The organism is uncultured Ferrimonas sp., from assembly GCF_947489035.1.
Taxonomy (GTDB): domain Bacteria; phylum Pseudomonadota; class Gammaproteobacteria; order Enterobacterales; family Shewanellaceae; genus Ferrimonas.
The window spans coordinates 144,343-168,513 of sequence record NZ_CANLCI010000005.1; the positions used below are offsets into that span (position 1 = coordinate 144,343).

24 protein-coding genes are annotated in these 24,171 nt (G+C 56.4%); 12 read left to right on the forward strand and 12 right to left on the reverse strand.

Annotated elements, in window-relative coordinates; all coding sequences use genetic code 11:
- Positions 1 to 52 precede the first annotated feature (52 nt).
- From Q0796_RS05150 to Q0796_RS05160, 3 genes are read left to right on the forward strand one after another with little or no spacing between them, the layout of a single operon-like run.
- On the forward strand, positions 53 to 1,795 hold the full coding sequence (locus tag Q0796_RS05150; RefSeq protein WP_298440821.1) for a DUF885 domain-containing protein: 1,743 nt from the start codon (positions 53 to 55) through the stop codon (positions 1,793 to 1,795).
- Entirely contained in the window at positions 1,788 to 2,090 is a 303-nt protein-coding gene (locus Q0796_RS05155; RefSeq protein ID WP_298440823.1) for a DUF1244 domain-containing protein, read from the forward strand. Before Q0796_RS05150 ends, Q0796_RS05155 begins: the two co-directional genes overlap by 8 nt.
- Positions 2,090 to 3,058, forward strand: coding sequence for an alpha/beta fold hydrolase (locus Q0796_RS05160; RefSeq protein WP_298440825.1), 969 nt, complete (start codon positions 2,090 to 2,092; stop codon positions 3,056 to 3,058). The genes Q0796_RS05155 and Q0796_RS05160 overlap by 1 nt, the downstream gene beginning before the upstream one ends.
- On the opposite strand, the gene Q0796_RS05165 is transcribed toward Q0796_RS05160, so the two are convergent.
- Positions 2,970 to 5,462 (reverse strand): GGDEF domain-containing phosphodiesterase, encoded by a 2,493-nt coding sequence (locus Q0796_RS05165; protein WP_298440827.1) that lies wholly within the window; start codon positions 5,460 to 5,462, stop codon positions 2,970 to 2,972. The two genes, Q0796_RS05160 and Q0796_RS05165, sit on opposite strands and share 89 nt — an antisense overlap.
- 62 nt (positions 5,463 to 5,524) lie before the next feature.
- Between Q0796_RS05165 and Q0796_RS05170 the strand changes: the two genes are divergently transcribed.
- Positions 5,525 to 6,451, forward strand: coding sequence for a hypothetical protein (locus Q0796_RS05170; RefSeq protein ID WP_298440828.1), 927 nt, complete (start codon positions 5,525 to 5,527; stop codon positions 6,449 to 6,451).
- An 82-nt stretch (positions 6,452 to 6,533) separates the two neighbouring features.
- Here Q0796_RS05170 and Q0796_RS05175 read toward each other — a convergent pair whose 3' ends face one another.
- The 4 genes from Q0796_RS05175 to Q0796_RS05190 all read right to left on the reverse strand — a co-directional run bounded on the left by Q0796_RS05175 (position 6,534) and on the right by Q0796_RS05190 (position 9,960).
- Positions 6,534 to 7,715, reverse strand: coding sequence for an NAD(P)/FAD-dependent oxidoreductase (locus tag Q0796_RS05175; RefSeq protein ID WP_298440830.1), 1,182 nt, complete (start codon positions 7,713 to 7,715; stop codon positions 6,534 to 6,536).
- A 178-nt stretch (positions 7,716 to 7,893) separates the two neighbouring features.
- Positions 7,894 to 8,898, reverse strand: a complete 1,005-nt coding sequence (gene gpsA, locus Q0796_RS05180; RefSeq protein WP_298440832.1) for an NAD(P)H-dependent glycerol-3-phosphate dehydrogenase — start codon at positions 8,896 to 8,898, stop codon at positions 7,894 to 7,896.
- A gap of 17 nt (positions 8,899 to 8,915) precedes the next feature.
- Positions 8,916 to 9,389 carry a protein-export chaperone SecB gene (gene secB, locus Q0796_RS05185; RefSeq protein WP_298440834.1) on the reverse strand — a complete coding sequence of 158 codons (474 nt, stop codon included), beginning with the start codon at positions 9,387 to 9,389 and terminating at the stop codon, positions 8,916 to 8,918.
- A 136-nt stretch (positions 9,390 to 9,525) separates the two neighbouring features.
- Positions 9,526 to 9,960, reverse strand: coding sequence for a rhodanese-like domain-containing protein (locus tag Q0796_RS05190; RefSeq protein WP_298440836.1), 435 nt, complete (start codon positions 9,958 to 9,960; stop codon positions 9,526 to 9,528).
- Between the two features lie 236 nt (positions 9,961 to 10,196).
- On the opposite strand from Q0796_RS05190, the gene gpmI reads away from it, so the two are divergent.
- Genes gpmI through Q0796_RS05210 form a run of 4 tightly spaced genes read left to right on the forward strand, consistent with a single transcriptional unit; the run spans position 10,197 to position 14,859 of the window.
- Entirely contained in the window at positions 10,197 to 11,732 is a 1,536-nt protein-coding gene (gene gpmI, locus Q0796_RS05195; RefSeq protein ID WP_298440838.1) for a 2,3-bisphosphoglycerate-independent phosphoglycerate mutase, read from the forward strand.
- Complete coding sequence (locus Q0796_RS05200; RefSeq protein WP_298440839.1) at positions 11,732 to 12,880, forward strand: peptidoglycan DD-metalloendopeptidase family protein; 1,149 nt, start codon at positions 11,732 to 11,734, stop codon at positions 12,878 to 12,880. Before gpmI ends, Q0796_RS05200 begins: the two co-directional genes overlap by 1 nt.
- Before the next feature lie 37 nt (positions 12,881 to 12,917).
- Positions 12,918 to 14,108: a S41 family peptidase gene (locus tag Q0796_RS05205; RefSeq protein WP_298440840.1), complete on the forward strand. Its 1,191-nt coding sequence runs from the start codon at positions 12,918 to 12,920 to the stop codon at positions 14,106 to 14,108.
- A gap of 58 nt (positions 14,109 to 14,166) precedes the next feature.
- A complete protein-coding gene (locus Q0796_RS05210) occupies positions 14,167 to 14,859 on the forward strand; it encodes a divergent polysaccharide deacetylase family protein (RefSeq protein WP_298440841.1) in 693 nt (230 codons plus the stop codon).
- A 4-nt stretch (positions 14,860 to 14,863) separates the two neighbouring features.
- Here the strand turns inward: Q0796_RS05210 and Q0796_RS05215 are convergent, their stop codons facing one another.
- The 5 genes from Q0796_RS05215 to ftsY form a co-directional block, all read right to left on the reverse strand.
- On the reverse strand, positions 14,864 to 15,097 hold the full coding sequence (locus tag Q0796_RS05215; RefSeq protein ID WP_298440843.1) for a YkgJ family cysteine cluster protein: 234 nt from the start codon (positions 15,095 to 15,097) through the stop codon (positions 14,864 to 14,866).
- Positions 15,098 to 15,101: 4 nt separating this feature from the next.
- Positions 15,102 to 15,965: an RNA polymerase sigma factor RpoH gene (rpoH, locus tag Q0796_RS05220; protein ID WP_298440845.1), complete on the reverse strand. Its 864-nt coding sequence runs from the start codon at positions 15,963 to 15,965 to the stop codon at positions 15,102 to 15,104.
- Between the two features lie 240 nt (positions 15,966 to 16,205).
- A complete protein-coding gene (gene ftsX / locus Q0796_RS05225; protein ID WP_298440847.1) occupies positions 16,206 to 17,153 on the reverse strand; it encodes a permease-like cell division protein FtsX in 948 nt (315 codons plus the stop codon).
- Positions 17,150 to 17,818 carry a cell division ATP-binding protein FtsE gene (gene ftsE, locus Q0796_RS05230; protein ID WP_298440848.1) on the reverse strand — a complete coding sequence of 223 codons (669 nt, stop codon included), beginning with the start codon at positions 17,816 to 17,818 and terminating at the stop codon, positions 17,150 to 17,152. Before ftsE ends, ftsX begins: the two co-directional genes overlap by 4 nt.
- A gap of 8 nt (positions 17,819 to 17,826) precedes the next feature.
- On the reverse strand, positions 17,827 to 19,398 hold the full coding sequence (gene ftsY, locus Q0796_RS05235; RefSeq protein ID WP_298440850.1) for a signal recognition particle-docking protein FtsY: 1,572 nt from the start codon (positions 19,396 to 19,398) through the stop codon (positions 17,827 to 17,829).
- Positions 19,399 to 19,513: 115 nt separating this feature from the next.
- Between ftsY and rsmD the strand changes: the two genes are divergently transcribed.
- Together rsmD and Q0796_RS05245 are read left to right on the forward strand one after the other, a co-directional pair.
- A complete protein-coding gene (gene rsmD, locus Q0796_RS05240; protein ID WP_298440851.1) occupies positions 19,514 to 20,119 on the forward strand; it encodes a 16S rRNA (guanine(966)-N(2))-methyltransferase RsmD in 606 nt (201 codons plus the stop codon).
- A 2-nt stretch (positions 20,120 to 20,121) separates the two neighbouring features.
- Positions 20,122 to 20,475, forward strand: a complete 354-nt coding sequence (locus Q0796_RS05245; RefSeq protein WP_298440853.1) for a DUF1145 domain-containing protein — start codon at positions 20,122 to 20,124, stop codon at positions 20,473 to 20,475.
- On the opposite strand, the gene Q0796_RS05250 is transcribed toward Q0796_RS05245, so the two are convergent.
- Both Q0796_RS05250 and Q0796_RS05255 read right to left on the reverse strand, forming a co-directional pair.
- Entirely contained in the window at positions 20,465 to 21,388 is a 924-nt protein-coding gene (locus Q0796_RS05250) for a diguanylate cyclase (protein ID WP_298440855.1), read from the reverse strand. The two genes, Q0796_RS05245 and Q0796_RS05250, sit on opposite strands and share 11 nt — an antisense overlap.
- A gap of 106 nt (positions 21,389 to 21,494) precedes the next feature.
- Positions 21,495 to 22,079: a YhgN family NAAT transporter gene (locus Q0796_RS05255; protein ID WP_298440857.1), complete on the reverse strand. Its 585-nt coding sequence runs from the start codon at positions 22,077 to 22,079 to the stop codon at positions 21,495 to 21,497.
- A 114-nt stretch (positions 22,080 to 22,193) separates the two neighbouring features.
- Here Q0796_RS05255 and Q0796_RS05260 point away from each other — a divergent pair, with 114 nt between their 5' ends.
- Both Q0796_RS05260 and Q0796_RS05265 read left to right on the forward strand, forming a co-directional pair.
- Positions 22,194 to 23,351, forward strand: coding sequence for an HD-GYP domain-containing protein (locus Q0796_RS05260; RefSeq protein ID WP_298440858.1), 1,158 nt, complete (start codon positions 22,194 to 22,196; stop codon positions 23,349 to 23,351).
- Positions 23,352 to 23,357: 6 nt separating this feature from the next.
- On the forward strand, positions 23,358 to 24,170 hold the full coding sequence (locus Q0796_RS05265) for a hypothetical protein (RefSeq protein ID WP_298440861.1): 813 nt from the start codon (positions 23,358 to 23,360) through the stop codon (positions 24,168 to 24,170).
- Position 24,171: the final 1 nt, after the last annotated feature.

Consider the following 24,171-nt stretch of genomic DNA (forward strand, 5'->3'; position numbering starts at 1 on the left):
CGCTTTCGTACACTGCTTGGCACATCTCCATTTCATGCCAAGGATCCGGTACATGAGAGCAGCCGTTGTTCTGCTGGCAGCCCTATTAAGTGGCTGCGTCAGCACCCCTACCCCCAGCAATCAAATCAGCACGCTAATGGACGCCAGTTGGCAGCTGCAACTGAGCAGCCAGCCGCAGCTTGCCCAGCATTATGGCGACAGCAACGCCGCCAGCGAATTAGCCGATCTTAGCCCCGCGGCACTGGCCGCCCACCACCAAGCGCAAACGCAGCTGTTAGCCCAAGTGAATGGCATCGACGCCACCACTGTGCCATTAAGCCAACAGGCGGATCTGGCCATTTTGCGTCACCAGCTGCAAAACGGCATCGACAGCTACCGCTTTCATGAACACTACAGCCCCATTTCAGCCGAAGGCGGCTTTCATGCGTATTTGGCCGGCATCGCCCGAGGCCACAGCCTAAAAACCGAAGCCGACGCCCGTGCCTACTTGGCTCGTTTACAACAGGTACCGCGTTACTTCGAGCAACAAATCCATTGGTTACAGCAAGGAATAAACAGCGGCAATACCGTGCCCCAAGCGGTGTTAACCGGCTTTGAAGACAGCATCAGCGCCTTTATCACCCCCGCCGATAGCAGCCTTTACTACCAACCCTTTGCCAATCTGGCCGCCGACTTCCCAAATAAGGCACGCTGGCAGCAGCAAGGATTGGCTGCGGTGGCCGAATTGGTGCTGCCAAGCTACCAACGCTTTTACGATTTTTATCAGCAGCAGTACTATCCCGCAGCCCGGCAAACCATTGGCGCCAGCGACTTAGCCGATGGCCAACGCTATTACGCCAATCGCGTGCGTCACTTCACTACCTTACCGATGACCGCCGAGCAGGTGCATCAACTGGGCTTAACCGAAGTCGCGCGGATCCGCGCCGAGATGGATCAGGTGATTGCTCAGCTTAAGTTCGAAGGCAGCTTCGCTGAGTTTCTGCATTTTCTGCGCAGCGATCCCCAGTTCTATCCCCAAAGTGCCGACGAACTGCTGTACTACGCCGCCCACCTCTCGAAGCAAGCGGATGCGATGCTGCCGCTGTTCTTTGGTTTGCTGCCACGCACCCCCTATGGGGTAAAACCGGTACCGGCCGAGATCGCCCCAAAGTACACCACTGGCCGTTACAGTGGCAGCAGCAGTGACGATAAGCCGGGCTACTATTGGGTCAACACCTACGCGCTGGATAAACGACCGCTGTACGAGATGGAAGCGCTGACCCTGCACGAAGCGGTGCCTGGCCACCATTTGCAGATCGCACTGGCGTCAGAGCTGGATCTGCACCCACTGCGGCGTAACTACTACATCAGCGCCTTTGGTGAAGGCTGGGGGCTGTACAGTGAAAAGCTGGGGCTGGAAGGGGGCTTCTACCAAGATCCCTACAGCAACTTTGGCCGCTTAACTTACGAGATGTGGCGCGCCTGCCGCTTAGTGGTGGATACCGGCATGCACGCCAAGGGTTGGAGCCGCCAACAAGCGATTGATTACCTTGCCAGTAACACCGCCTTATCGCTGCACAACGTCACCACCGAAATTGACCGCTACATCGGTTGGCCGGGGCAGGCGCTGTCCTACAAAATTGGCGAACTGACCCTGTGGCGTTTACGTGCCGAAGCCCAATCGGCGCTGGGCCAGCAATTTGATCTGCGCCAGTTTCACGACCAAGTCTTGCAGGGCGGGTCATTACCGATGAGCCAGCTCGAGCAACAAATTAACGCGTGGATTGCCGCGCAATTAGGAGCACACAATGGATAAGCAAACCGAAGTCGAAGCCGCAGTACTGCGCCGTTTACTGGCTCACCTTGATGCCAACAAAGAGGTGCAAAACATCGATCTGATGATCTTGGCGGGGTTTTGCCGCAACTGTTTGTCCAAGTGGTACAAAGCCGAGGCCGATGAACGCGGGCTGGAATTAAGCGACGATGACGCACGGGAAGCGATCTACCGCATGCCCTACAGCCAGTGGAAAGCCGAGCACCAACCCAACGCGACCGAGGCCCAGTTGGCCGCGTACCAAGCCCGCCAGCATAAGCTCAGCACCGAACAATGATGGATAACAGCGTTACTCGCACTGCCTTATGGCAGCAGGCGCAACAGGGCCACTTTGTTGGGGTAAAAGGGGTCGAGATCCACTACTGCATCGTCAAAGCTGCCCCACAGGTGCCATACCGTGGTGCCATAGTGTTGTGCAGCGGCCGGATCGAAAGCTACCTCAAATACTGGCCGCTGGTGCAGCACCTGCAGCAACGTGGCTTCGATCTGTATCTGTGGGATCACCGCGGGCAAGGGTTGTCCGGACGGTTGCTGGCTAACCGCCACATCGGCCACGTGCATCACTTTCGGGATTACGTGGCCGACATGGCCACCTTCATGCGCGATTACGTCAACCCAGCCAACCCGCCGCAGCGCTATCTGTTGGCGCACTCCATGGGCGGGGCCATTGCCGCGTTGTACTTACAGCAATACCCCAATCAGTTTGATCGGGCGCTGTTGTCGTCGCCCATGCTGGGGGTGCAGCTGCCTGCGCCACGCTGGCTGATTGAACCGCTGTTGTCGTTGTGGCATCGGCTGCGCCCGAACGGCTACGCCCTGGGTGGCCACGATTACCAAGACCGCCCCTTTGCCGATAACGATTTAAGCCACGATGCCGAGCAATATCAGCAGTTTCGTCAGCTGTATCAACAAACCCCACAGCTGCAACTGGGCAGCCCCAGCGTGCACTGGATCCGCCATGCGCTGGCCACCTGCGACACGCTCAGCAAGGTCAACATCGAAACCCCGCTGCAGATCGCGTTAGCCGGTGCCGACAGCATCGTTGATAATCAGGCGATCCGCGCCTTTGCCCAGCGCGGTAACCACCCGCTGTTAGAGGTGGCTGGCGCCAGACACGAACTGCTGATGGAGCACGACGACTACCGCCAGCCGTTGCTTAATTGTTTAATGGCGTGGTTTGTTGCCCCTGACGCCCACGATGACGCAACTGCATCAGCAGATCGTCCAGCGAGCGTGGCGCACTAAGCAGATACCCTTGGAAGCTGCTGCAGCCGTGTTGCTGCAGCAGTCGATAACAACTCTCGTCGTCTACGCCACTGGCCATCCACTCGAGCGATAACGCCGACGCGATGTTGGCCTGCGCCAGCAGCAGCGACTCGCCACTGGCATCCCCTTGGCGGCACAGGTAGCGGGCATCCAGCTTGATTCGGGAAAGCGGCAACTGCTGCAGTTGCGACAGCATCAAATAACCCGCGCCGAAGTGATCCAGCGCGATCCGCACACCAATGCCATTCAGCTGTTGCAGTACGCTCAGCAGTTCTGGGGTTAGCTGGGGCAAGTAATGTTCAGACAGCTCCAACAGCAACATCGAGCTGGGGATCCCTTGCTCCTCAAGGTGGTGCTGTAAGCGGCTCATGAATTGCGGCCACGCCAGCTGCCGTGGGCTCACGTTGATCATCAACTCATTCAAGCCATAACGGCGCAACACCGCCAGATCGCGACAGGCTGCCGCCAGCTGCAGTTCGGCAATGGGCTCGGCCAAACCGTAACGCTCTGCCACCGGCAGAAAATGCGCTGGGGCAATGTCACCGCGGCTGGGGTGGCGCCACCGCAGCAGCGCTTCCGCCGAGCGGATCTCGCCGTTGTTATCCACCACCGGTTGGTAGTGCAGGCTTAATTCCCCCTGCTGTAAGCCACGACTGAGCGCGTCTCGCAGCCAGTAGCGTTGGCGTGTTTTTTTCTGCATCTCCGCTTTGTACAAGCGGTAGCTGCCACGCCCCTCTTCTTTGCACTGATACACCGCCAACTCCGCTTGCGACAGCGGCGTTTCGGTTTGCAGCTGCACCCCCGGCTGGAACAAACTGATGCCGATGCAGCTGCCCACATGCAGCTCGACCCCATCAATCACCCAGGCGCGTTCAAAGCACTTCATCATCTGCTGCGCCAAGTACTCAACCTGCGCCAGCAGTGGCTGCTGATGGGGATCGATGCCGCTGATCACCACCGCAAATTCATCACCATGGACACGGCGGATCAGATCCGCCTTCGGAAACTGTTTCTGCAACCGCGCCAACACCTGTCGCAACAGCTGATCACCGCCATTGTGGCTGTAGCCATCGTTCACCAGTTTGAAATCATCCAAATCGAGGTAGAACAAGGCGCTGTAACCACTGCTGTCGCGGCTCTGCACCAAGGGCACAAGGCAGTTCAACAGCCCCATTCGTGCCAGCGCTTGGCCGTCGTCGCCGCCTTGCAGCTTGCGGTTCATCTCGTCGCTGATGTCCAGATGACTGCCGACCATGCGGCTGGCATTGCCGTCAGCATCCCAGTCCACCACCATGCCGCGATCCATCACCCACACGTAGTGGCCATCGCGGTGGCGCAAGCGCACAACGCTTTCCATGATGCCGGAGTGGCCTTGCAGATGCTGCCGGATCAACTCCATCATCCGTGGTTTGTCTTCGGGGTGGATCCGCTGCTCCCAAGTATCGAAACTGGACAGCAATTCATCGTCGCGAAAGCCCAGCATCGATTTCCAATGGTGCGACAGGTACACCTGACCGTCGTTGATGCGCCAATCCCAGACCCCGGCTTTAATGCCTTCAATCGCGTACAGCCAGCGCTGTTCGCTTTCCACTAACTGCAGATAGCCTTGCCGTATCCGCTGGTTGCTCTGCTCTAGCTGCCGCCAAAACTGTTCAATGTCGTTAAAGGGGCCGAGATCCGGCTTATTCAGCTCTGCCTCACCAAAGCGACGAGTGCTGGCGGTTAAACGGCGCAGCGGCAGGTATAAGGTGCGATAGCCACACCAGCACAGCAGGGCCACCCACAGTAATCCCAAGCTCCAGACTCGACCCAGACGCTGGAAAAACAGCGCCTGGCTGATGTCGTTTAACGCGGTAACGTCTTGTTCTAGGTAGATCAGCCGTGGCTCTAAATGGGGTTTCAGTTGCACCAGTGGGTAGTAAATTTGCACGCTGGCTCGCTGTGGGCTGGCCACTATCAGGTGATGGCCGCTCAACAGCGCTTGGCGGGAGAGTTCGGTTTGATAACCGTCGAGTAAATTTTGCGCTTGGCCACCACGCCACGCCGAGCTGGAGCCAAAGTAGATGCGCTGCTCTCGATCAATAATGGCCGCTTCCAACAACTCATCATCTTGCGCCCACATCAGCAGGCTTTGCTCGGCAACCTCACCGGCTCGAGCCGGCCCCGACGCCACCAGCAGCTGTTCCACTTGTCGCGCCCGTTGCAGCAATAGGTGCTGTTGGGCTGTACGCAAGTGATCGCGCATCATGTCGCGCCCCTGCACAAAGTCCATCGCCACCATTGATGACAAGCACAACAGCAGCAACAACGGTAGCAGCACCATGAGCGACACTTTCGGCAACGGTTGCCACCGCTGCATCATCGCTTTCATCCCTGTTTGCACAGACTTACCTTGATTATCCTTCCTGTACAACAGCATACCCTGATATAGCAAACGCCAAAAGAGTGACCAGCATTGCGGATAAGGTGTCTGGCAACAATCAACCGCGGCTAGACAAAACCCGCGCCGTTGCCGTTTACAGCAACACCTACAATCCGATGAGATCTCGCCCCATGCGTTCCTTGGTTGCTTGTGTGTTGTTCTTGCTTTGCCCCTGCGTCCACAGCCAAAGTTTGGCTCACTTTCCCCGCTTCGATCCCCAGCAGCTGTACCAGCCCAGCAACGTGGTGCGCTGGCACGCACACCTGTGGATTGCCATTGATGAAACCTGGGGCCAAGCCCCCGCTGCAGACAACTTTGATTGGCTGCAGGTGCCACTGCAACACACGGTGCCATGGCAACCTCAGCAGCAGCCGCTCGGCACCGTGGTGCAATATCAGGGGCTGCATTACGTTGCTGTCCAGCCGATCACCGCAGCCACGGCGGCACCAGAGCAGAGCCCACGGTGGCGGCAGTTCAACCACCCGGCCTTAGGGTATTCGCTGCCGCTGGTTGATCCCATCGAAAGCCGCAGTGTCGATGTTGACCGCAACGACAATGGCCTGCGCGATGATTTTGAAGCCCACGTACTGTTAACTTGGCCAGCCGAAGTACTGCGCCAAGCCGGGTTCAATAGCGGCTACCTCTATCACGATCTGCTGCAAGTAAACCAATACCAGCCGAGCTTAATCGATCGGGAATGGGCACAAACCCTCAGTAACTCTCTGGCCGCCAGCCGCCAATGCCAGCAACAACTGCATCAGCAGCATCCGCAGTTTTCCGGTTTTGAGAGTAAATTTTTTAATACGGCCGCGCGCCTTGCTGCCCGTGCCCACGCCGAGCAGCAACTCATCTTGGTATTGGGCGAACACTATCAGCCCCAAATCTCGCCCATGCCCTGCGAGCAAGTGCGGCTGAGCCACCACAATGAACAGCTGCCACTGCGGTTGTGATGCCGCCCAAACAACAACACCGCAACCAATGGCTGCGGTGTTGTCGGTCTGCGGCTTGGGGTTACGCCCAGTGCAACGCAGTTTATGCGTTGCTGCCCGCTACGTAGCCAGACGCCCACGCCCACTGAAAATTGTAGCCCCCAAGCCAGCCGGTAACGTCCATCACTTCGCCAGCAAAGTAGAGCCCAGGAAGGGTTTTGCATTCCATGGTTTTGGACGAGATCTGATCGGTATCAACGCCGCCTAAGGTCACTTCCGCGGTGCGGTAGCCTTCATCCCCTGCGGGCTTTAACTGCCAGCCATTGAGGGTGCTGGCGATCTGCTCCATGCGCAGTTTAGACAACTGACACAGTTGCTCATTGTCCCAACCTTGCTTGGCGATCATCGCTTCGGCCAAGCGGGCGGGCAGCCATTCGCTCAAGACCGTTTGCAACAACCGCTTAGGATGTTGCTCGCGGGCGTGGGTGAGTTTTTCCATGGCGTCATCGCTTGGCAGCAGATCAACCCGCACCGCTTCGCCAACACCGCGGTAGTTCGATGCTTGCAGCACCGAAGGGCCAGACACACCACGGTGAGTAAACAGCAGCTGCTCGGTAAAACTTGGCCCCTGCAGGGCGCTGACGGTGGTGGTTAACGAAATGCCCGACAATGGCTCGAAGTGGGCTTTATCATCCGGTTGCAGCGTTAATGGCACCAAACCGGCACGCGTTGGCAGCACCGACAAACCAAACTGTTGCGCCAACTGATAGCCGTAAGGGCTTGCCCCCAGCTTCGGCATTGATAAGCCCCCAGTGGCAACAATCAACGATTGGCACTCAAAAGCGCCAACGTTGGTGTCAACTTCAAAGCCACTGTCGGTTTGGCTGACGCTGCTGATGCTGGTGCGTAAGCGCACGCTGGCACCGCCTTTATCGCACTCTTTCAACAACATCTTGACGATATCCTTGGCGGAATCATCACAAAACAGTTGGCCGTGATCGCGCTCGTGGTAGGCGATGCCGTGTTCGCACACCATCGAGATGAAATCCCAATTGCTGTACTGGGCTAAGGCCGACTTAACAAAATGCGGGTTGGCGCACAGGAAGTTGCCTGGCAGCACCTCCATATTGGTGAAGTTACAGCGGCCACCGCCGCTGATCAGGATCTTCTTACCCGCCTGTTTGGCGTGATCCAGCACCACCACTTTGCGGCCACGCTGGGCGGCCGTTGCCGCCGCCATCAGCCCAGCGGCGCCAGCACCCAGTACCACTACATCGCACTTCATTACGCCTAACCTTTTCATTTCGTGTTACTAAACATTGCTTGATCACGGCGTTAGCCTTGCTCATGGCCGCGAAAAAATAGGGCTATGGCTTAACCAGCAAAAACAACAAAGGGGTGCCGAAGCACCCCTTTATCCTGATATGACCAGCATTATACTCGAAATATAATCGCTCGAAACATCATTCCTGTTTCATGTCGCGGCCCAACAAAGCCATCGCCGCTTCTTTTACGGGCTTACCTTGATACAGCACTTGATACAGCTGTTCGGTAATTGGCATCTCCACCCCTTGGCGCTCGGCCAATTGGAACACCTCTTCGGCGTTACGGAAGCCTTCAACAACCTGACCAATGTCAGCCATCGCTTGTTCCGGGTTCTTGCCCTGACCCAACGCCATGCCAAAACGGCGGTTGCGGGATTGGTTGTCGGTGCAAGTCAGCACCAGATCCCCTAACCCCGCCATGCCCATAAAGGTCTCTTTGCCCGCGCCGAGGGAGCAGCCCAAACGGCACATCTCCTGCAAACCACGGGTGATCAAAGCGGTACGGGCGTTGGCACCAAACCCGATGCCATCGGACATGCCCGCGGCAATGGCGATCACGTTTTTCACCGCGCCGCCCAGCTGCATGCTGACAAAATCGGGGTTGATGTACACCCGCATCCAGCTTGGGTTATGCAGCAAGCTGGCGATGTCATCGGCAAAGGCTTGCTCGGTGGCGGCCAAAGAGATGGCGGTTGGCATGCCTACGGCCATCTCTTTAGCGAAGGTTGGCCCAGACAAGACCGCCAGCGGAATGTTATCCCCTAGGGTTTCCCGCGCCACTTCTTGCAGTAAGCGGCCGGTCTTTGGCTCTAGCCCTTTAGTGGCCCACACCAACCGTGCGTCGTTACGCAACAGCGGCTTGGCGCGGTTCAGTACCTCACCAAAGACATGGCTTGGCACCACCACCAGAATGTTTTTCGATGCCGCTAACGCTTGGCTCAGATCCGCTTCAATAACCAGCGGTTCCGGGAAAGCAGCACCAGGAAGAAATTGTTCATTGCTACGGTCTGCAGCTAACTGCTGCATATGATCCGCTTCATGACCCCACAGCACAGTGCGGTGGCCATTGCGGGCTAATGAAATAGCAAGGGCGGTGCCATAAGACCCCGCCCCTAAAACCGTAATTTCGGCTTGTTCAGTCAACGGAAAACTCCGGTTGATTATGCGTCAGCTTGCTCAGCAGCTTCTGCTTGACGCTTTTGCATGTACTGGGCAAACAGGGCGTCAAAGTTTACTGGTGCCAGGTTCAGTGGTGGGAAAGTACCACGGTTAACCAGGCTTGCTACGGCTTCGCGAGCGTATGGGAACAGGATGTTCGGGCAACCGGCACCCAATGCGTGGGCCAGTTGTGGCTCAGGCAGGTTCGCTACAGTAAAGATACCAGCCTGCTGTACTTCCGCCAGGAACGCAGTGTCTTCTTCAACCTTCACCGTTACGGTGATAGAAATGATCACTTCGTAGGTATCGTCAGCCAGCTTGTTAGAGCGGGTGTCCAGATCCAGTTTAACTTCTGGCTTCCATTCCTTCTGGAAGATAGCCGGAGAGTTAGGCGTCTCGAAAGAGATGTCTTTGGTGTAAACGCGCTGAATTTGAAAAACTGGTGCGGTTTGTTCGTTAGTTGCTGCTTCAGACATAGTCTTAACCTTAATATTGTTGTCGTTTTTCGGGCAGTCCGTCGCCGATCTAGTCCATAGGTTGACCAAAACCGCGGTGACTCTTGTTTCAAGGCAGATACCCTACCTCGAAACCGAAACAAAAATAAATCTGGAATTAACGTTTTCCGCGTACGGTTGGCAAGTTGGCAGCATTCCATTCGGTCATGCCGCCCTGCAAGTTATGCACCTTGTCAAAGCCAGCTTGCACTAACATCTTGGCAGCTTGGCTAGAACTGATCCCAGCGTTACACACAACAATAATGGGGCTGTTCTTAAGCTTTTCAACGGCAGCCAACTGATTATTTTTAATCTCGGCCAATTCGGTGTGAATGGCGTTAACGATGTGACCCTTACGGAACTCGTCTTGGGAGCGCACGTCGATCACTTTGGCGTCTTCACGGTTGATCAGCATGGTGGCCTGAGCGTGAGTAACGGTGGCCACCTTGTTCATTTTGGCCTGAACAAAAGAGATCACTACCATCACCAGTAGCGCCAACCAGATGCCACACATCAGGGCGTTACGAAGTACAAAATCGATAAATTCTTGCATGATTAAGCCTGTTTTTACTGTCAAACTGGGGCGAATTAGGGGCGTCAGTATACCCAATGCCCAGATCCACTGCTGTTAAATCCTCATCACATCGCGACTTAAACTCACTTTGCGACTTGGGTAACACTAATGGATTGGTCGATAACTGGTTCAACTGAGCTTGCTCGTTATACACTAAGGTTTTGCGCCTGTAACGAAGTATCCGTTGATACTTCTATGTTGCCCAAGGACTTACCATGACCACCGCCAAGAAAACTCTCGCTCTGCTGATCCTCGATGGTTGGGGTTCCCGCGAACCGACCGCCGATAACGCCATCACAACCGCCAATACTCCGAACCTCGATGCCCTGTGGGACAACGCCGCCAGCGGCCTGATCTCCGGCTCTGGCTTGGATGTGGGCCTGCCTGATGGGCAGATGGGCAACTCTGAAGTGGGCCACATCAACATCGGCGCTGGCCGCGTGGTCTACCAAGAGCTCACCCGCATTGGTAAAGCCATCGACGACGGCGAATTTGAGCACAACCCAACCCTAGTGGCGGCGGTTGATGCGGCCATCGCCAACAACGGTGCGGTACACATTATGGGGCTGTTGTCGCCCGGCGGTGTGCACAGCCATCAAGATCACATCAAAGCGATGATCAAAATGGCGGTCGCCAAAGGCGCCAAGCAGGTGGTGCTGCACGGTTTCTTGGATGGCCGCGACACCCCACCACGCAGCGCCGCCGATTTCATCGCGGAGTTTGACCAGCTGTTTGCCGAACTGGGCGCCGGTCAATTTGGTTCCATCATTGGCCGTTACTACGCCATGGATCGCGACAACCGCTGGGATCGAGTAGAAAAAGCCTACCGCCTGCTGACCGAAGCCCAAGGCGAGCAGCAATACAACAGCGCCCAAGAGGCCCTGACTGCGGCCTATCAGCGTGATGAAAACGACGAATTCGTTGCGCCATCGGTTATTGGTGATGGTGTGGCCATGAACGACGGCGATGCGCTGATCTTCATGAACTTCCGCGCCGATCGCGCTCGCCAGATCACCCGCGCCTTTACCGAGGCAGACTTTGCCGGTTTTGCCCGCGCGAAAACGCCAGCGTTGGCCAGCGTAGTGATGCTGACCCAATACGCTGCGGACATCGACACCGCCTGCGCCTTCCCGCCAAATGAGCTCAACAACACCTTAGGGGAAGTACTGGCCAACGCGGGTAAAACCCAACTGCGGATCAGCGAAACCGAAAAATACGCCCACGTGACGTTTTTCTTCAACGGCGGCACCGAAGCGGAATTTGCCGGCGAACAGCGCGAGCTGATCAACTCACCCAAAGTTGCCACCTACGATCTGGCCCCAGAGATGAGCAGCGCCGAGTTAACCAGCAAGCTGATTGGCGCCATTGATGGCGGCGAATACGACGTGATCATCTGTAACTACCCGAACGGCGACATGGTTGGCCACACCGGCGATTTTGATGCCGCGGTGAAAGCCTGTGAAGCGGTTGATGGTTGTGTTGGCGAAGTGGTTGCGGCGCTGCAGCGCACCGGCGGCGAGTGCATCATCACCGCCGATCACGGCAACGCCGAACAGATGCAAGACGCCGTCACCGGCCAAGCACACACCGCCCACACCAGTGAGCCGGTGCCGTTCATCTACGTGGGCCGCGATGCCGAGGTACGCCAAGGCGGTGCCCTGTCTGATATCGCCCCAACCATGCTGCAATTGATCGGCACGCCGATCCCAGCAGAGATGACCGGCCAATCACTGCTTAGCCTGAAAAACTGATGCGACTTAAGCGCGCCTTTGCTGCTGGCTGCAGTGCCTTATTGGCACTGTGGCTGCCTATGGCGTTGCCGGCTTACGCCAGCGACAACGTTGAGCAGCAACAGCAACAACTGCAGCAGCTGACCAAACAGATCCAGCGCCAACAAACGGCGCTGTCTCAAGGTCAGGTGAAAAAGAACAAGCAGTTAAAGGCGCTGCGTCGCTCAGAAAAAGCGGTTGGCGGCAGCACCTCGGCGTTACGCCAAAGTGCCGCGAAGCTGGCCGCCGCAGAGCAACAGCTCAGCAAACTGCAGCAACAACAAACCGAATTAGAACGCACCCGGCAAGCGCAACAAGACACCCTTGCCACGCAGCTTCGCAGCGCGTGGATGAGCGGCAACAACGACAGTGCCGCGGTGCTACTGAGCAACGACGATCCCGCCCAACTGGAGCGGATGATGGTCTACTACCAATACTTTAATCAGGCGCGCATTGACGCCATCGACGCGGTTAAAGTAACCGAACAACAGCTCACACAAGTGGCGCTTAAACAACAGCAGGTGCGCGATCAACAAGAGGCTCTGCACCTACAGCGCCAACGCCAGCAACAGCAGTTGCAAAAAGATCTGGCCGAACGCGAACGTGCCCTGAAAAACCTGCAAGCCCAGCTGCAACAACAGCAACAGCAACTCAACCGGATGCAGGAAAACCGCGATGTGTTAGCCGCCGCCATCGAGCAAGCGCTGCAGCTGCTGACCCAATCCAGCGGTTACCCTGGCTTAACCGATAAAGGCCAGCTTCCTTGGCCAATGGCCGCCAGATTGGCGCAAGGATTTGGCAGCCACCGCCAAGGCCAATTGAAGTGGAATGGCTGGTTGTTGGCGGCCCCATCGGGCCGGGAAGTGAAAGCGATTGGCGATGGTCAGGTGATTTTTGCCGATTGGCTGCGAGGCTTCGGCTTAGTGGTGGTGGTGGATCATGGCGAGGAGTACCTCAGCCTTTATGGCCACGCCCAAGCCTTGTTAAAATCCGTTGGCGAACCGGTCAGTAGCGGCGAAGTGTTGGCATTAAGCGGCAATTCCGGCGGCGTTGATAAGCCCGGACTATACTTCGAAATACGCCATCGGGGGCGCGCAGTAGATCCCAAGCATTTCCTCAAAAAAAGCTAAGATCCGACTCCCGTCATGTGATCAGTAAGGAGGGGCCATGAGCCACCTATCAACCTTGCTGGTCGGCATCCTGTTCCTCAGCCCATTCGCGTGGGCCGAGCAGGACCTTCAGACGGAATTGACAGCGCCGACTTCGGAGCAAACCCTTCAACTGCTCAGCAGTGTGCAACAACTGGTGGACGATTATTACGTCGACGAGGTAGATAAACAGCAGCTGCTCGATGGTGCCCTAAAAGGCATGTTGGAAGTGCTCGATCCCCACTCCAGTTACCTACGCCCTCAAACCCTAGCGTTACTGCGCGACAACAACCGCGGCCACTATTACGGTTACGGCTTAGAAGTGGCGGTAGAAGAGGGGCAAATTCGCATTATCACCCCACTGGACGGCTCCTCTGCTGCTGCCGCTGGGGTGCTGCCCGGCGATGTGCTGCTGCAGGTGGATGAACTTACCGCCAGTGCCGATAACTTGGATCCCTTGATCGCCTACATCAAACAAGCCAGCTTGAATGACCGCTCATTAAAACTGGTGCTGCAACGCCCCAACGCCACCGAGCCGATCCAGTTTCAGGTCGCCCCTTCCGCCATTGATATCGCCACCAGCGCCAGTCGCTTATTGGCGCAAGAGGTTGGCTACTTAAAAATCTCCAGCTTCAACAGCCGCACCGCCTTTGAAGTGCGCCTAGCCGCCCGCCAGCTGCAACAACAGCAGCTAAAAGGGTTGGTGCTGGATCTGCGTAACAACCCCGGAGGCTTACTCGACAGCGCGGTGCAGATTGCCGACATGTTCTTAAGCCAAGGCACCATTGTCACCACCCACGGCCGCTTTTTTGATGCCAACAGCGACTACCACGCCACCGAATACAACCTGTTTGGGGATCTGCCAGTGGTGGTGTTGATCAATCAAGGCAGCGCCAGCGCCGCCGAGATTGTGGCGGGGGCGCTGCAGGACCAAGGCCGAGCCAAACTGCTGGGGGAACGCTCTTACGGCAAAGGCACGGTGCAAAGTTTGATCCCACTGATGGGCCACGGCGGAGCCGTAAAACTCACCACCGCACGGTACGCCACCCCCAACGGCACCTTCATCGATCAACAGGGCATTAAGCCCGATCTGCCCGTGGCTTTGGCAGCGGCCACAGAAGACGATATAGTGACCAATCTGAGTTTATCGAATCAATGGACCGATGATCCGCAACTGTTTGCCGCATACGATTACCTGCTTAATCAGTAACTTCGCAGCGATAGCCCTGCTGGGACTATCGCTGCTTGGTAACGCCAACGCAGCACAAATGGCGCTGATCATCGACGATGTGGGCGAACGCAATGGCGACGACATCACCTTAACCTTGCCCACCAACGTAACCCTTTCATTTCTGCCCTTTAGTAAGCACGGCCGCCGTTTGGCACTGCAAGCGTGGCAGCAGCAGCGCGAGCTGATGTTGCACCTGCCGATGGCCACGGCTGGCAGCAAAAACCCGGGCCCCTATGCCATCCACACCCAGTTAGACAAATGGCAGGTGCAATATCGGGTAAAGAAAGCGTTAGCGGACATTCCGTTCGTCAGTGGGGTCAATAATCATATGGGCAGTGCGGTTACCCCCGATGGCGAACGCATGGGCTGGGTAATGGAGGAGTTAGCGAAGCGACCATTGTTCTTTATTGATAGCCTGACCATCAGTTCCAGCCAAGCCCATCAGCAAGCTCAAGCCCATGGGATCCACAGCGCCAAGCGGCATGTATTTTTGGATCCGGCACCGGGGATCGACGTCTTGCAACAGCAGTGGCAACAAGCCCTGCGGATCGCCCGCAAGCATGGCAAGGTGGTGGTGATCGGTCACCCCTACCCTGACACTATGGCGTTTTTGCAGCAGCAATTGCCGCAGTTAGCGCAGCAACAAGATGGGGTGGAAGTGGTGCCGGTAGCGCAGTTGATCGGCGCGCCGTTTGCGCCAACCCCACTGCCGAAATCGAATTGGCTCTAAGCCGTTAGCTGGTCAGTTGTTCTAACTCAATCAGGTTGGTTAACGCCACCGCATTGCTGCTGCCGCAAACCCAAGCGCAAGCCTTAAAATCCGCACACACTTTAGGTCGCTCTGGCTGACCAAAAATCGCACACAGATTATCCGCATTCAGGTGCCGACAACGCTCACCGGCGGGTTTATTGAGAGAGCTGATTGAGGGGGCGATGCAGCAAGCGCCGCAGCCTAAGCGGCACTCCATGCCGTTAGCCTTCCATCGCGATTTTAAGTTTCTTGATGGCGTTCTTTTCCAGCTGACGAATGCGCTCGGCAGAAACGCCGTAACGGGCAGCCAATTCATGCAGGGTTTGCTTGGGTTCATCCAACCAACGGGCGGTAAGAATGTCGCGGGAGCGATCGTCCAAGGTGTTCATGGCCGCCAGCAACCGGCGCTGGGATTGATCTTCCCAATCTTGGGCTTCAATCACATCGGCGTGGTTGGAATTATCGTCTTGCAGGAACAACGCTGGCGCATAGCTGCTGCCTTCATCGTCGTCGCTGTCTGGGCCCAGATCAAAGGCGGCATCTTGGGCGGCCAAGCGCGCTTCCATCTCGAGCACCTCTTTCGGAGAGACACCCAGCTCTTCCGCCACGGTGTTCACCTCTTCGTGGCTGAACCAACCCAAGCGTTTCTTGGCTTTGCGTAGGTTAAAGAACAGTTTGCGCTGCGCTTTGGTGGTGGCCACCTTCACAATGCGCCAGTTCTTCAAGACGTATTCGTGGATCTCGGCTTTGATCCAGTGCACCGCAAACGACACCAAACGCACGCCTACATCTGGATCAAAGCGTTTTACCGCCTTCATCAAGCCGATGTTGCCCTCTTGGATCAGATCCGCTTGGGGTAAACCGTAGCCTGAGTAACCCCGGGCGATGTGCACCACAAAGCGCAGGTGGGCCATGATCAACTGCTTGGCGCAATCGATGTCGCCACCCACCACTTGGCGTGCGAGGTATTGCTCCTCCTCTACCGACAGCATGGGGATGGCATTGACCGCTTGGATATAACTCTCCAAGCTGCCGTGTCCCTGGGGGACAACCATAAGTGCCATGTTCGGTTTGGGATCGCTCATTATCTACCTCTACGTCTGCAAGGGTCGCAGTTTAGCAGACTGCCTGTTGCAAGTTAATGTTATCGCTGCTGGGACAACCATAGACCCAGCTGTGATACGAAGGTTCACTCGGCGAATGGCGCTGGCGGTAAGGAAAGGTGTGGCAAATGGCGGCAATAACGTCAGGATCAGTAAGTGGATCCGAACCAAAACAGCCAAACAAAGATCAGGCCCCAACCAAGATGCTGGGGCCAGATGGGATCATTGCGGTTCGATGGCGCGCAGATGGCGTCGTACCGACAGATACGCCCCCAACCAGCCTAAGCCACAGGCACTGAACATCATGGTGGCCACTTGGCTGCCGGTTAAGCCGTCTAACCGCAGCTGGCTGTCGTACAGGCTAAGCAGTTGCGCCATCGCCCCATCCAGCCAAATCAGCAACGCATTCACCAGCACCAACGCCAACAAAGACGACATCAGCCCCAGCCATAAGCCGCTGTACAGGAACGGCCGCCGAATAAAGGCTTCGGTCGCCCCCACCAGTTTCATCACTTTAATCTCGTGAAAACGCTGCATGATCCCCAAGCGGATGGTATTGGCGGTGATCAGCACCACCGCCAAAATCAACAACAGGCTCAGCGCCGATCCCGTGGTGCGGGCAGTATTGGATAACGCCTGCAATCGCTCTAACCAGTCCAAGTCCAAGCGGGCGAGGCTGACTTGAGGCAAGGCTTGCAGCTGCTGCTGCAAGGCGCGCACGGCCTGACCACTGCGGTGCTGCCGTGATGGCACCACCTTAATCACCGCCGGCAGCGGGTTATCGTCTAAATATTGCAAGGCGCCAGCAAAGCGGCTGTTGGCTTGAAACTCCTGCAGCGCCTGCTCGGCACTTTGGTATTCCACACTGCTCAATTGTGCCATGCCGCGCAGCGTACCCAGCAGCTGTTGCTCGCTGGCTTCCACCAGATCCATCTGCAAAAACAGATTGATCTGGGCGCTGCTTTGCCACTGTTGTTCAACCTTAACGGCGCTGTTCGACAACGCCAGCAACAGCGTTGGCAAACTTAAGCTGAAGCCCAGCACCAGCATGGTCATCAGCGAGGTCACCGGCGTGCGCCACAGCTCTCCGAGGCTGGCCACCAATTGCTTCGCGTGCTGGGCAAAGAACCCCGTAAAGCGGCGACCGGCCGAAAGTTTTCTGCGTTTCATGCCACCGCCTCAGAGTTCAGCAGTTGCCCCTGCCCCAACGTTAAGGTGCGGTAGCGCATCCGCGCAATCAGCCCCAAATCGTGGGTGGCAATCAAGACCGTGGTGCCGGCGCGATTAAAGGTTTCAAACAGCCGTAAGATCTCCATCGACAAGGCCGGATCCAAGTTGCCGGTGGGTTCGTCCGCCAGCAACAAGGCGGGCCGAGCCACCACCGCGCGCGCAATGCCCACCCGCTGTTGTTCACCACCGGATAACTGCATCGGCGCAAATTCAACCTTATCGCCCAGATTGACCATGTCTAACGCCGCCAGCACCCGCTTGTTGATCTCACGCTCGCTAAAGCCTTCGATTTGCAGCGGCAAGGCCACGTTGTCGAACACGCTGCGATCCATCAGCAGGTTGTGATCTTGAAAGATGATGCCGATGTCGCGGCGCAGATAAGGCACTTGGCTGCGGCTTAACTTGCCGATGTCGGCATCGTTGACCACCACTCGACCCATGGTCGGCCGCTCAATCGCGGTGATCAGCTTGAGCAAGGTGCTTTTACCGGCACCACTGTGGCCAGTAAGAAACGCCATTTCACCCCGTTGCAGATGAAAGTCGACGTTATCGAGGGCCGTTTGGCCCCCTGCGTAAATTTTACTGACCTGCTCAAACCGGATCATTGGCGCATCTATTCCTGTTCGCTAAATAAGGCGTCGATAAAGGTATCGGCGTCAAACGGGCGCAGATCATCAATGCCTTCGCCCACCCCAATGTAACGTACGGGAATGTCGAACTTGTCGGCAAGGGCAAAGATCACCCCCCCTTTGGCGGTGCCGTCCAGTTTGGTCAGAGTCAGGCCGGTTAAGCCCACCGCTTCGTTAAACAGCTGCGCTTGGCTAATGGCGTTTTGGCCGGTGCTGGCGTCTAAGGTCAGCATCACTTCATGGGGGGCGTTTTCGTCCAGTTTTTTCATCACTCGAACGATCTTTTTCAGCTCTTCCATCAGGTGCGCTTTGTTTTGTAAGCGGCCAGCGGTATCGGCAATCAGTACATCAACGTTACGCGCCTTGGCGGCTTGCAGGGCATCGAAGATCACCGAAGCGCTGTCGGCACCGGTATGCTGGGCGATCACGTTAATGTCGTTGCGTTCGCCCCACACCTGCAGCTGCTCCACTGCAGCGGCACGGAAGGTATCGCCCGCGGCCAACATGACGCTTTTGCCTTCGGCTTGGAACTGCTTCGCTAACTTACCAATGGTGGTGGTTTTGCCCACGCCGTTAACGCCAACCATCAGGATCACCATCGGCCCATCGGCGTTGTCGATAACCAGCGGCTTATCCACCGGCGCCAAGGTTTGCGCTAACTCTTCACGCAGGTACTTAAACAGCGCATCAGAATCTTTCAGCTCGCCAAACTCAGCGCGCTTGGTCAGGCTGTTGATGATCCGTGTGGTGGTTTCCACCCCTACATCGGCCATCAGCAATTGGGTTTCCAGCTCTTCAAACAGATCTTCATCAATCTGCTTGCCACGGAACAGCGCCACAAAGCCACCACCAATGTTGGCACTGGTGCGACGTAACCCCGCCTTTAAGCGGGCAAAGAAACCCTGCTTTTCTGGGCGCGCGGCGGTGTGTTGATCAACCGCTTCGGCTTCCGCGGCAATACGCTTAGCTTCGGCTTCCGCGGCAATACGCTTAGCTTCGGCTTCCTCGGCAATACGCTTAGCTTCGGCTTCCGCGGCGATGCGCTCGGCTTCGGCTTCCTCGGCGATACGCTTAGCTTCGGCTTCCGCGGCAATACGCTTGGCTTCGGCTTCCGCGGCGATACGCTTAGCTTTGGCTTCCTCGGCAATACGCTTGGCTTCGGCTTCCTCGGCGATACGCTTGGCTTCGGCTTCCTCGGCGATACGCTTAGCTTCGGCTTCCGCGGCGATACGCTTAGCTTCGGCTTCCGCGGCGATACGCTTAGCTTCGGCTTCCTCGGCGATACGCTTAGCTTCGGCTTCCTCGGCGATACGCTTAGCTTCGGCTTCCGCGGCAATACGCTCGGCTTCGGCTTCCGCGGCGATACGCTTAGCTTCGGCTTCCTCGGCGATGCGCTGGGCGTCAAGCTGTTCAGCCTGCACGGGATCGGTTGATTCGGTCTCGGTCTGTTGCGCCGCTACCGATTGTTCTGTTTGTTCTGCCTCAGCTGGTGCTGCTGCCGGTTGCTCCGCGCCTTTTTTGTCGCGACGGAACCAAGAAAAGAAGCCCTTGGCCATGTTTTTGAGTCCTTAACCTTGGTCGAGGCTGCCCACATTGGCCCTCGCCCTGCTAAAATAGCGGATTTTCTGGGGGCATAGTCTACCCAGAAATAGGTCAGGATCCGAGGTCATCATGGCGAGAGTACGCCGTCCAAGTAACAAAAGTGCTACCGCTGCCACCAAGGGCAGCGGCCAGATCCGCATTATTGCCGGCCAATGGCGGGGTCGTAAGTTGCCGGTGGCCAATGTGGAGGGGCTGCGTCCCACTACCGATCGGGTTCGTGAAACCCTGTTTAACTGGCTAATGAACGACATTGACGGCGCCCGCGTGTTGGATTGTTTCAGTGGCTCTGGCGCACTCGGCTTAGAAGCGCTGTCGCGCTACGCCGCCCACGCCACCCTGCTTGAGCTTGATGGCGCAGCAGCAAAGCAGCTTAAGCGTAATGTGGCTGACTTAGGGGTAACCCACGCCGAGGTGATCCAAGGCAATTCCCTGACCTTTTTAAACCAAACCGCCACTGCGGCTTATGATGTGGTGTTTGTCGATCCTCCGTTTCGACAAGATCTGTATAACAGCACCATTGCTGCCTTAGCGACCAACGGCTATTTGGCACCACAATGCTGGATCTACGTTGAGTCCGAGGCGGAGCTCAGTGAACTGGCGGTGCCGGCCGATTGGCAACTGCACCGGGAAAAGAAAAGCGGCCAAGTGATCAGCCGTTTATATCGGAAAGGATAACGATGAAAACCCTGCTCTATCTCTTAAAAACCACCATGGCGGTGGTGTGGTTTGTGTTGCTGGCTAACTTTATTTGGCCGTGGCCCGATCCGTACGAACAACTGATGCAGTTGCTGTTTCAAGCCACGGTTGTTGGCCACATTGCCTGCTGTGCCGGCTTTCGCTTCCGCCAAGGTAAGCCGTTAACGTGGCTGGTGTACCAAGACATGTTGCTGTTTGGCGTGTTTGCCATTTTAAGCTGGAATCACACGGAAAAAATGTTGGCAGCAGCGGCGGCTAAGCCAGAGCACCGTGCCGATAGCGACACCAGTGCCGACAACCGCAGCCCAAGCGACCACGAACGCTTTACCCGGTAGCCGCTAAAGTCAGCGGCAGTTCGCCGTGGCCATCCCATACGGCGGTGGCCACGGATAACGACAACAACAGCGGCCCTTGCTGAGTTTGCACCGCTTGCTCTTGCAACCGTTGCCGCACCCCTTCCCCTCGATTTTGCAGCTCGCTGGCGCTGATCGCGGGCAGCAATAGCAGAAATTGGTCGTCGCGCCAGCGTACGGCTAAATCGTGTTTGCGGATCCCCTGCTTCAGCTGCAACGCGATGTGCTGCAAGATAATGTCGGTGAGCCCCGGCTCAAATTGTTCGGCAATGCGATTCAACCCTTCAACCTTCAGCCACACCACCCCGATCGCACTGCGTTCGACAAAGTGCTCGCACAAGCTTTGGCCCCAGATCCGCAAGGATTCCTGCGCCATGCGTAAGCCTTGCTGGTTGCTGAGCCCCGTTAAGGCATCGGTGCGGTTTTCCAGCAACAACAGTTGCCGGTCTTCATACTGTTTGAGCTCTCGTTCGATGATGGTGACCACCGCCCGCATCAGCTCACGCCAAGCGGACTTGACCCGCCGAGGCTGAGCATCGTACAAGCCCAAGGTGCCAAAGACGCTGCCATCGGGGGCGTGGATTGGGTAACCAATAAAGCTGAAGATCCCCGCTTGCTGTTCACGGCTGCCAGACCAATTGGGATCGGTGCTGCCATCTTCGATGATCACCGGTTGCCCTTGGCGCATCACCTGTTCGCAATAGAGGTTAAAAATAGGAAGGCGCGCGCCGCAGTCGGTATGAACGGGGCAATCGCTGCTGGTGGCAAGTACGTGCAGTTCGACACTGCAACATCGGGCGACATAGGCGCCGGGCATACGAGTGGCAAGCGCTAGGGTATCCAACAACCGCTGCCACTGTCTGGCGTGCTGTTCTAGCGCGATAAACGAATCCATGAAAGTGTTCCTCGCCGTCTGACCAACGGCGAGTACACCCGATTATCGGTGCCGCTGGCTCACTAACGTATGAGTATAGTAAGGGCGACCTAAACCGATGGGATCCTTAGGCAAGGTACTTGGCTACCCCATCCAGGAACATCTGCACCGACAACATCACCAAGATCATCCCCATCAGGCGTTCGATGGCGATCAAGCCTCGCTCGCCCAAGATGCGGTGGCACACGCCAGAGAACAGCAAAATAGCCGAACTGGCTGCCCAGGCAGCAAACAGGGCGATGCTCCAATCGGTCATCCGGGTTGGATCGGTGTGGGATAACAGCAATAACGCCGCCAAGACCGAGGGTCCGGCGATCAGGGGGATGGCCAAGGGCACAATGAAGGGCTCTTGGCCGCCATCGTGTCCCATCACTCCGCCTTCGCTAGGGAAGATCATCTTAATGGCGATCAGGAACAAAATGATGCCACCGGCAATCGATACGCTCTCGGCGCGCAGGTTCAAGAAACTCAGCAGAGACTCGCCGGTATAAAGGAACAGCGACATGATCACCAATGCCAGCACCAGCTCGCGGATCAGCACTTTGCGGCGACGTTTGGGTTCAACGTGACGCAACACTGACATAAAGATGGGCAAATTACCCAGCGGATCCATGATCAAGAACAACATCACTGCCGCTGAAAAGGTTTCCATGTAAAAAATCTCCAATGAATCGAGTTTAAAGCAGGTTTTGATTGGCTCATGTCGGAAAATGCGCGACCATATGACGGTCAGTCACTACCGAAGTTTTGCCACCCGAATTGTTAAATGATTAAGCCTATCCCGATCAGCCAAGTCACCCTAGGAATGTACATAGTCGACATTCCAGGCCACGATCTACTCGGCATTCGTCAACAAGGACTTATTCGTAACCCCCAAATCTTGCGCGTAATGCAGCAACGGGGGGTGGAATCGGTGATGGTGGATTTTGACCGTTCAAGCGTGAGTTTGCACCCTAAAACCGAAGAAAAAGCTAAGGTTAAGCGCCAGATCAAACCTGCGCCAATAAAACAGGAACTGCCCCGGGCGCAAAAGCTCTACGATGAAGCGCGGCAGCTGCAACAGCGAACGATGGAAAGCCTCTACCAAGGCGACACCATCGACTTGGAAGAGGTGGATGACACCGCCGATAAATTCATCGACAGCGTATTCCGTAACGACAGCGCTTTAAGTTGTTTACGTCTGATTAAAGACAAAGACGACTACCTGTTGGAACACTCCATCGGCGTGGCCATTTTAATGGTGATGTTTGGTCGTCATTTGGGGTTGTCTGGCGAAGAGCTGCACCACCTGTGTGTTGGCTCGTTATTGCACGACATCGGCAAGATCAAGATCCCTGAAAAGATCCTCAACAAGCCCGGCAAATTAACCGATGCCGAGTTCACCATCATGAAATCCCACGCGATGCACAGCCGTGAGATCATTAAAGCCACCCCAGGGATCAACAAAATCAGTTTGGACGTGGCTGCCCAGCACCACGAAAAACTCGACGGCAGTGGCTACCCTTCGGGGCTGCGCGGGGATCAGATCAGCCGTTATGGCCGCATGATCACCATCTGTGACATCTACGACGCCATGACCGCCGATCGGGTGTATCGCCGCGGCTTAACCGGGCCGCAGGCGCTAAAACGCTTGCTTGATATGGCGCCACACCAGTTAGATAACGAGCTGCTGCACCAATTCATTAACTGCATTGGGGTTTACCCACCGGGCAGCTTTGTCGAGCTCTCTAATGGCGTGATTGCCATTGTGCTGGAATCCAAAGCAAATCCATTGTTGCCGTTAGTGAAGGTTATCTACAATACCCACATCGGTACCCACATCATGGTGGAGGAGTTGGATCTGTCCAGCTCCAGCAATAGCGAAAAAATTGTCCGCGCCGTTAAGCCGGAAGAGTTTCGCCTCAATCCCAAAAACTACGTGTAACCCAATATGCATTATTTAATCGCCAGTATTTTAGTGCTGGCTTGCGGGCCGTTGTTGTACCACGGCTTGCGTCAGCGCCCGCGTTTTCTACATGGGATCAGTGCCTTTGTACTGGTTGCCCTTGGTGGCTTGGTGCTGTTCGACATTCTGCCCGAGCTGTGGCGTGAAGCCGGCTGGTCTATGGTGCCGTTCGTGCTACTGGGGATCGCCGGTCCCACCATTGCCGAAAAGCTGTTCAGCAAGGTGTCGAACTACACCCACAACGTCACGCTGTTTCTGGGCTTGGCTGGGATCTTATTGCACACCATCACTGATGGCGGTGCTGTGGCCCTAGCCCAGCAACAAACCAACGGCATGCTGGCACTGGGGGTCGTGTTGCATCGCTTACCGGCCGGGTTGGCCATTTGGTGGCTGCTGCGACCGGCATTTGGGCGCTTAGTTGCCGCAACGGTGCTGGGCATGATGATGGTGTTGACCGTTGTCGGCTTTGTGGCTGGTGACGAACTGCAACAGATGTTTGCCGCACAGCAACTGCTGTGGCTGCAAGCCTTTGTCACCGGTTCGATCATGCACGTGTTGCTGCACCGCCCCCACGAGCACCACCACCCCCATGGCCACAGCCACAAGCTGCATTTAAGCAGTGGCCACTATATTGGTGCCGCAATTGGCATGCTGTTCTTGTCGTCAATGATGCTATTTTTTGGCCATAATCATGGTTCCCAAGCAGAGGGCCATCAGCATGATCAAGAACTGCACTTTAACGGCGATGGCCACGATCATGGCCAGTCATTGCCTGCCTCCGTGCCCCACGAGCACTAAG